This is a genomic window from Actinocrinis sp. (assembly GCF_035946395.1).
Taxonomy (GTDB): domain Bacteria; phylum Actinomycetota; class Actinomycetes; order Streptomycetales; family Catenulisporaceae; genus Actinocrinis.
On record NZ_DASYZI010000096.1, the window covers coordinates 1 to 5,509 of the forward strand.

15 protein-coding genes are annotated in these 5,509 nt (G+C 68.3%); all 15 read left to right on the top strand.

Going from position 1 to position 5,509, the window contains the following annotated elements; all coding sequences use genetic code 11:
* Positions 1-264: 264 nt before the first annotated feature.
* Positions 265-426, top strand: a complete 162-nt coding sequence (locus tag VGS97_RS06290; protein WP_326852274.1) for a hypothetical protein — start codon at positions 265-267, stop codon at positions 424-426.
* An 8-nt stretch (positions 427-434) separates the two neighbouring features.
* A complete protein-coding gene (locus tag VGS97_RS06295; RefSeq protein WP_326852275.1) occupies positions 435-686 on the top strand; it encodes a hypothetical protein in 252 nt (83 codons plus the stop codon).
* Positions 683-976, top strand: a complete 294-nt coding sequence (locus VGS97_RS06300) for a hypothetical protein (RefSeq protein ID WP_326852276.1) — start codon at positions 683-685, stop codon at positions 974-976. The genes VGS97_RS06295 and VGS97_RS06300 overlap by 4 nt, the downstream gene beginning before the upstream one ends.
* On the top strand, positions 969-1,379 hold the full coding sequence (locus tag VGS97_RS06305; protein ID WP_326852277.1) for a DUF6221 family protein: 411 nt from the start codon (positions 969-971) through the stop codon (positions 1,377-1,379). Before VGS97_RS06300 ends, VGS97_RS06305 begins: the two co-directional genes overlap by 8 nt.
* Entirely contained in the window at positions 1,372-1,749 is a 378-nt protein-coding gene (locus tag VGS97_RS06310) for a DUF6221 family protein (protein WP_326852278.1), read from the top strand. The genes VGS97_RS06305 and VGS97_RS06310 overlap by 8 nt, the downstream gene beginning before the upstream one ends.
* Entirely contained in the window at positions 1,742-2,140 is a 399-nt protein-coding gene (locus tag VGS97_RS06315) for a DUF6221 family protein (RefSeq protein WP_326852279.1), read from the top strand. The genes VGS97_RS06310 and VGS97_RS06315 overlap by 8 nt, the downstream gene beginning before the upstream one ends.
* On the top strand, positions 2,133-2,345 hold the full coding sequence (locus tag VGS97_RS06320; RefSeq protein WP_326852280.1) for a hypothetical protein: 213 nt from the start codon (positions 2,133-2,135) through the stop codon (positions 2,343-2,345). Before VGS97_RS06315 ends, VGS97_RS06320 begins: the two co-directional genes overlap by 8 nt.
* Positions 2,342-2,542: a hypothetical protein gene (locus VGS97_RS06325; RefSeq protein ID WP_326852281.1), complete on the top strand. Its 201-nt coding sequence runs from the start codon at positions 2,342-2,344 to the stop codon at positions 2,540-2,542. Before VGS97_RS06320 ends, VGS97_RS06325 begins: the two co-directional genes overlap by 4 nt.
* 176 nt (positions 2,543-2,718) lie before the next feature.
* Entirely contained in the window at positions 2,719-2,973 is a 255-nt protein-coding gene (locus tag VGS97_RS06330) for a hypothetical protein (RefSeq protein WP_326852282.1), read from the top strand.
* Positions 2,973-3,155 carry a hypothetical protein gene (locus VGS97_RS06335; RefSeq protein ID WP_326852283.1) on the top strand — a complete coding sequence of 61 codons (183 nt, stop codon included), beginning with the start codon at positions 2,973-2,975 and terminating at the stop codon, positions 3,153-3,155. The genes VGS97_RS06330 and VGS97_RS06335 overlap by 1 nt, the downstream gene beginning before the upstream one ends.
* Entirely contained in the window at positions 3,152-3,346 is a 195-nt protein-coding gene (locus VGS97_RS06340; protein ID WP_326852284.1) for a hypothetical protein, read from the top strand. The genes VGS97_RS06335 and VGS97_RS06340 overlap by 4 nt, the downstream gene beginning before the upstream one ends.
* Positions 3,339-3,716 carry a hypothetical protein gene (locus VGS97_RS06345; protein WP_326852285.1) on the top strand — a complete coding sequence of 126 codons (378 nt, stop codon included), beginning with the start codon at positions 3,339-3,341 and terminating at the stop codon, positions 3,714-3,716. Before VGS97_RS06340 ends, VGS97_RS06345 begins: the two co-directional genes overlap by 8 nt.
* The gene (locus VGS97_RS06350) at positions 3,709-3,978 is read left to right on the top strand and encodes a hypothetical protein (protein ID WP_326852286.1); all 270 of its coding nucleotides are present in this window, start codon (positions 3,709-3,711) and stop codon (positions 3,976-3,978) included. The genes VGS97_RS06345 and VGS97_RS06350 overlap by 8 nt, the downstream gene beginning before the upstream one ends.
* A gap of 227 nt (positions 3,979-4,205) precedes the next feature.
* Complete coding sequence (locus tag VGS97_RS06355) at positions 4,206-4,901, top strand: hypothetical protein (protein WP_326852287.1); 696 nt, start codon at positions 4,206-4,208, stop codon at positions 4,899-4,901.
* Between the two features lie 59 nt (positions 4,902-4,960).
* The coding region (locus tag VGS97_RS06360; RefSeq protein ID WP_326852288.1) for a hypothetical protein at positions 4,961-5,509 on the top strand (549 nt) is incomplete at its 3' end.

Sequence of the window (5,509 nt, forward strand, 5' to 3'; positions counted from 1 at the left end):
GACACCCACGCCGCCTATCGTGACGCCGACGCCGGTCAGCACGGCGACCGTGCCCAACGACCCGGGCTGCGTCAACATCACGTACAGCGACGGCAAGGTGCACCTCGTCTGCGACGTGGCCCCGAACCCGTCGACCTCCTCGCCCTAACCGGCCTACCTGCGCGAAGGAAGGTGCCCGATGTGGAAACACGTGTTACGAGCTATGGCGCTCACCTGGACCGGTGTAGCAGTCGTCGCCGGGCTCGCGCTGCGATCCTGGGACGAGTGCATGCTGTTCGCGTCGCTGGCCGTTGTCTGCGCCGCCTGGCACACTGCCCTGAATTCTGGCGGCCGATCCGCTGGTGCGCGTCGCTCGGGCTCAAGATCCTGATAGCGACCGCGCTCCTGCTCGCCATGCACATGAGCAGCCAGACGTTCAACTACTAGGGACACCCGTGAGTCTGATCAACCCGAACGAGGTCGAGACGTGGTTCCTCGGCATCGTCGACCACCTCCCGGTGGCCACCTTCCAGCACAACGAGGCGGAAGGCGAGGCCATCGGCCGGCGCGCCGACGAGCCGGGCCGGGCCTGCTGCCGCTGCGGTGAACCTGCCGTAGCGGCATTCCTGCACCGCGGCGACGTCTCCCGCTGGGTCGACGTCTGCGCGGCCTGCGGGGACTGGATCAGGAAGGAAGGCGGCAAGTGACCGGGATTCGCGAGCGCATCGGCTGGCGGCTGCGGCGCATCGCCGACCGCATCGACCCATCCAACACGCCGCGCGGGATCAGTTACTCGTTCACGTTCGAGCTGAACGAGGGCATCCGGTTCCGCACCGACGGGAAGGGCTGCCCACTGTGGTACCTCAGCGACGCCGACCGCGATCGTGCGCACCTGGAATCGGATACGCGGCCGCCGTGGATCGACTGGACCACGATGTCGCTGCGCCAGTACCCCGACGCGAATAGCGATTCACGAATCGAGGACACCGATGACTGACCCGGCCGAGTACCTCACCGCGCGGTTCGACGAGGAGGAGAAGCTCGCCGTGGGCACCACGGCCGCGCACTGGTACGCCGTCGACCGGACTTTCACCGGACCCGGCGGCTACCCGCGCTGGCGCGTGGACATCCTGACCGACGAGCGCGACTCGCCCCGCGGGATCTGCGACGTCCTCACCAGCGCCGCGGACGCCGAGCACATCGGCCACTGGGATCCGGTCCGCGTGCTCGCCGACGTCGCCGCGAAGCGGGCGCTCCTGGCCCTGTGGGTCGAGGAGGAGAACGGCGTGCATTCCCCGGACGCCGGCCAGCTCGCGGACCGGATCCTGCAACAGCTCCTGTCCCCGTACGGCAAGCGCGCCGTGTGGACTCGGGAAGGCGGGTGGCGGGTCGATGGGTGAGAGGGAGATCATCGGGTTCCTGACGCGCTGCTTCGACGAGGACGAAGCCATCGCGTGCGCCACCCGGCAGGCGTCCTTGTCCTGGCAGAACCTCGACATGGACGGCGAACTGCGCGACAGCGTCAACGCGGGCACCGCCGCCCACGTTCCCGCCGAGGAAGACCGCGTCCACATCGCCCGCCACGACCCGGCCCAGGTGCTCCTTGAGGTAGCGGCGAAGCGCGCAGTCTTGACCCACTGCACAGCGATGCTCGCCTGGGCGACGCCGGGATCCGCTGTGGTCCAGCTCTGCATCAACGTCCTCGTGAGCCTCGCGCCTCCGTACATGTACCGGCAGGGCTACAACCAGGCGTGGGGGAAAGATGGCTGACTATCTGGGCATCGTCGAGTTCCTGACCGTCCAGTACGACGAGGCGCAGCGCCGGGCCGAACTGGCGCAGCAGGTGATCGCGGGTACCTGGGACTGCTGGGAAGTCGTCGCACAGCAGTTGCACGCCTGCTGCGACACGGTGCCCCGGATCGGCCGCGTCGGGCAACTGCTGCAGCACGACGCCGATCCGGCATTCGTGCTCGCGGACATCGCGGCGAAGCGCGCCATCGTCCACCTGCACCGCGAATGCGGCGACACCGGCTACTGCGACGACGGGGGCCACGGCTACGACTGGAAGGGAGCGACTGGCAGGTGCGCCACACTCTGCTACCTCGCCGCCCCGTACGCTGATCAGCCCGGCTACAACCCGGATTGGAGAGACGATGACTGACGCGAGGGACGAGGCATACGCCGCGCTGGAGCGCCTGTTCCGGCCGGCGCTCCCCACCGCGGCGCTCAGCGAGGAGCCGGAGCTGATCCGGGAGACCGCGCGGAAGCTGAACGAGTGGGCCGACGCGGTCGAGCAGCGCACACTCAGAAACCGGACCTGGCCGCACTTCCGCGGCCTGCTACCAGACGCGGAGAAGACGACATGAGCGCCCCCTTAAAGCTCGACACCGCCCAACTCCGCGCACTGGCTACTGCGCTCGACGAGCTGACGCGCATCACCAAGGAGACTGACGTCGACTTCTCCTCGTGCGGCCAGTTGCAAGCTGAGATCGGTGGCTACAGCTTGCAGGTGGGCCGCAACGATAACAACGAGTACGTGATCGACGATGTGAACGGATTCTGAGGAAGCGATATGGGTGTAGGTCTGGGGTTCGGTATCGGGCCGCTCAGGTTCTGGATCCCGTTGAGCGGTCGACGTCGGCGCAGGCGCCGAGGGCGAGCTCCTGCGCGCCAGCAGGCCGCCTACTACCTGCATTCCGGCTGTCCGATCCACCATAAGCGGCCCGACACGGCTCAGGCGTGCGCACGGCGTCTGGCGGCACGCTGATGGCCACCTACTCGCGTCGCGAGCGCGCTGTCGAGTACGTCGAGTACACCGTCCCGGCCGGGATCCTCGGCGCATGCTGGACCGATGTGTCCCTCGCGCTCGATGCGGCGATCGACAACCTACGGAAGCTCGAGGGCCACGACGTCGAGTGGGAGCCGTCGGCTGACCGGATCCGGGTGCTGCCCATGGACGACGAGATCGTGATCCGCTTCGAGAAGAGGTCCTGATGCTGCGTGGCCGTTCGCTGCGCTACTGCCTGGTCTGCCGGCGGCTGACTCTGCGCGGCCTGTTCCCGGGCTACTGGCGCTCGCTGCGGGTGCATCCGTGGTGCATCCCTCGGCTGCGGCGCGTGGCGAAGCGGGAAGCGGCGCGGTGGGCCCGCGAGCACGCTGGCAGCGTGACCCAGTGACGACGCCGACCGGAGACAGCGCGCCCAGCCTCAAGCCGGGGCGGTACACCCTGGAATACCGCTACGGCGTTATCTGCATCATGTGCAACGACTGCGACGAGGAACCCACCGTGGTCGGCCACCTCACCAGGCACATCGACGACGACCACGCTGCGACCGTATGGGAACACGAGAAGGTGCACGATGCCTGACCTAGACGAGACGCCGGCCGAGAAAGCCCGCTGGCGGGTCAACAAGATCAGCGACGTGCTCGCGAGAGCCGGGCTGCCTACCTACAAGATGGACACGTTCGCGACCAGTCCGTTGGCCGATCCGGTGCGGCAAGCGGGCTACGCCGTGTGCTCGTACGAGGACCCGGACTGCGTGTACGTCGAGTGGATCGAGCATTGGTTCGGTCGCGCCACTACGGGCTGGCGTTACGGCTGCGAGCGTGTGACCCGCGTGCTGACCGATGCGGGCTACACGGTCGAAGCACCGGGTGCGTGCGGTCCGGTGGGCGAGTACCGGACCCACGACTACATGCGCGTGACCTACCAGCCGAAGGAAGAGGCAGGTGTCTGATCTCGGCGAGGTGATCGACGCCGCGGCCGGTCCGCTGAAGCGGATGCAGGCGACCACTGCTCAGCTCAAGCTCGCCGCGATCCCGGCGGATGCGGCGTGCTGCTGCCTGTGCTCGATCTATGAGCCGCACCTGTGCGACGGCTGGCGTGTGAAGGATCTGGTGCGTGAGGTCGACGGGGGCAAGTTCTTCGGCAAGCAGCTCCCGCCGACCGAGGTGCCCGTGTGCCGGCCGTGCCACGGCGTGGATATCCGGAAGGGCTGACCCGAGCGCGCGGGTAGCCTGGACGCGTCGGGATATGCCAGGAGGCGGAGCAGCCCCTAGCCACGCCACGTGATGCCGAGCGCCGTGGGACGAGCTGGATCAGGTGGACAAGGCCGGTTCGAGTCCGGCTCCCGACCCTTAGATGATCAATACTCTGCCACTTGACAGGTAGGCAAGTCTGCGGTTGGCTGAACATACGCACCAGACACCTATCCGAGAGGTCGCGTATGACCAGCCCCCTGCAGATCGGCCACCTCGTCCGCCGTGCGGGCGCCCAGGCCGACACGAAGAACACCGGCGTCATCGTCGAGACCGTCGTCCACCAGCACCCGGAACTCGCCCAGCAGTTCCCGGCGCAGCTCAAGGTGTACTGGCGCGTGAGCGGTCTCATCGAGGAGCTGCTCTCCACCGACGTCGAGGGCGCCTACCCCGGCGGCAACGCCTACCGGGCGTGGGACGGCGACTTCCCGCTATTCGCCGTCGAGACCGGCGGCTTCGGCGACATCACCGTGATCACCCCCGACGGCGAGACCGCGATCACGGTGACCGAGGAGGACATGGCGACCGGCGCCCGCGAGTACACGCTCGACCCGGACAGCGACCAGCCGTGGAAGCACCAGGTCCTCACCGCGGTCGAGCAGTACCTCGACAAGACGGCTGGCGACGGCGCGTGGGCCGCGAGCAGCCTGCCGCGGGCCGCCCGTGACGAGACGTGCGTGTTTCACGCCCACAACCCGCTCAGCGGCAGCCTGGCGCAGTGCACGTCCACCGGGGTGACCACGATGGTGCTCGCTGCCACGACGCCGAACGGCGTGTTCAAGGGCGACGGCGTGCAGGCCCGGGTGTGCGCGCACCACGGCAGGCAGCTCGCCGAGTTCTACAAGGCCGTGCCCGTTCCCGCAACGGCCGGCGCCAGCAACTAGCCTCTGTGCCTGGCGCCGAACTGCTCGGCGCCAGGCATCCCCACCACCGAAGGACCGTGATGACCACACTCGACCTCACTGCCCTGACCCTCGCCAAGGGCGGCCACTCCGGACCCGACGACGGAATGTGCCTGCTCGAAGCGGGCTCATACATCGCCGGCGAACTCTGGACCGACCACCCAGAATGTGTCTGCCCCGTCCTGGGCACGTTCGGCCGCAACTTGAACGACGTGCTGCCCGACGACAAGCGACAGGAACTCAAGCAATTCCTTCCCGCGTCCCGCGAGGAACTGGCTGCGGCAACGGACGAGCAGCGCGCGAAGTGGATCCTCGGCACCGCCGGTGACGGGCATGCGGAGACGCGTTCGTACATGGCGTTGGACTGGTTGATCCGCACGTACCTACCTGCGTGGCTTCAGGTCACGGAGCGTATCCCGGCTGGTGTGGCGCAGGCGATCCGTGATCTGCCGCCGATCGTGGATATGGTGACGGCTGAGGCTGCGGGGGTGCTGGTGCGCGATGCGCGCGAGTCAGCACGCGCCGCCGGGGCCGCCGCCGGGGACGCCGCCTGGGCCGCCGCCGGGGCCGCCGCCGGGGACGCCGCCTGG

Coding starts and splice junctions, on each gene's coding strand:
- VGS97_RS06320 (WP_326852280.1), top strand. CDS start 2,133: ATGACTGACGCGAGGGACGAGGCATACGCCGCGCTGGAGCGCCTGTTC.
- VGS97_RS06305 (WP_326852277.1), top strand. CDS start 969: ATGACTGACCCGGCCGAGTACCTCACCGCGCGGTTCGACGAGGAGGAG.
- VGS97_RS06345 (WP_326852285.1), top strand. CDS start 3,339: ATGCCTGACCTAGACGAGACGCCGGCCGAGAAAGCCCGCTGGCGGGTC.
- VGS97_RS06315 (WP_326852279.1), top strand. CDS start 1,742: ATGGCTGACTATCTGGGCATCGTCGAGTTCCTGACCGTCCAGTACGAC.
- VGS97_RS06310 (WP_326852278.1), top strand. CDS start 1,372: ATGGGTGAGAGGGAGATCATCGGGTTCCTGACGCGCTGCTTCGACGAG.
- VGS97_RS06335 (WP_326852283.1), top strand. CDS start 2,973: ATGCTGCGTGGCCGTTCGCTGCGCTACTGCCTGGTCTGCCGGCGGCTG.
- VGS97_RS06355 (WP_326852287.1), top strand. CDS start 4,206: ATGACCAGCCCCCTGCAGATCGGCCACCTCGTCCGCCGTGCGGGCGCC.
- VGS97_RS06325 (WP_326852281.1), top strand. CDS start 2,342: ATGAGCGCCCCCTTAAAGCTCGACACCGCCCAACTCCGCGCACTGGCT.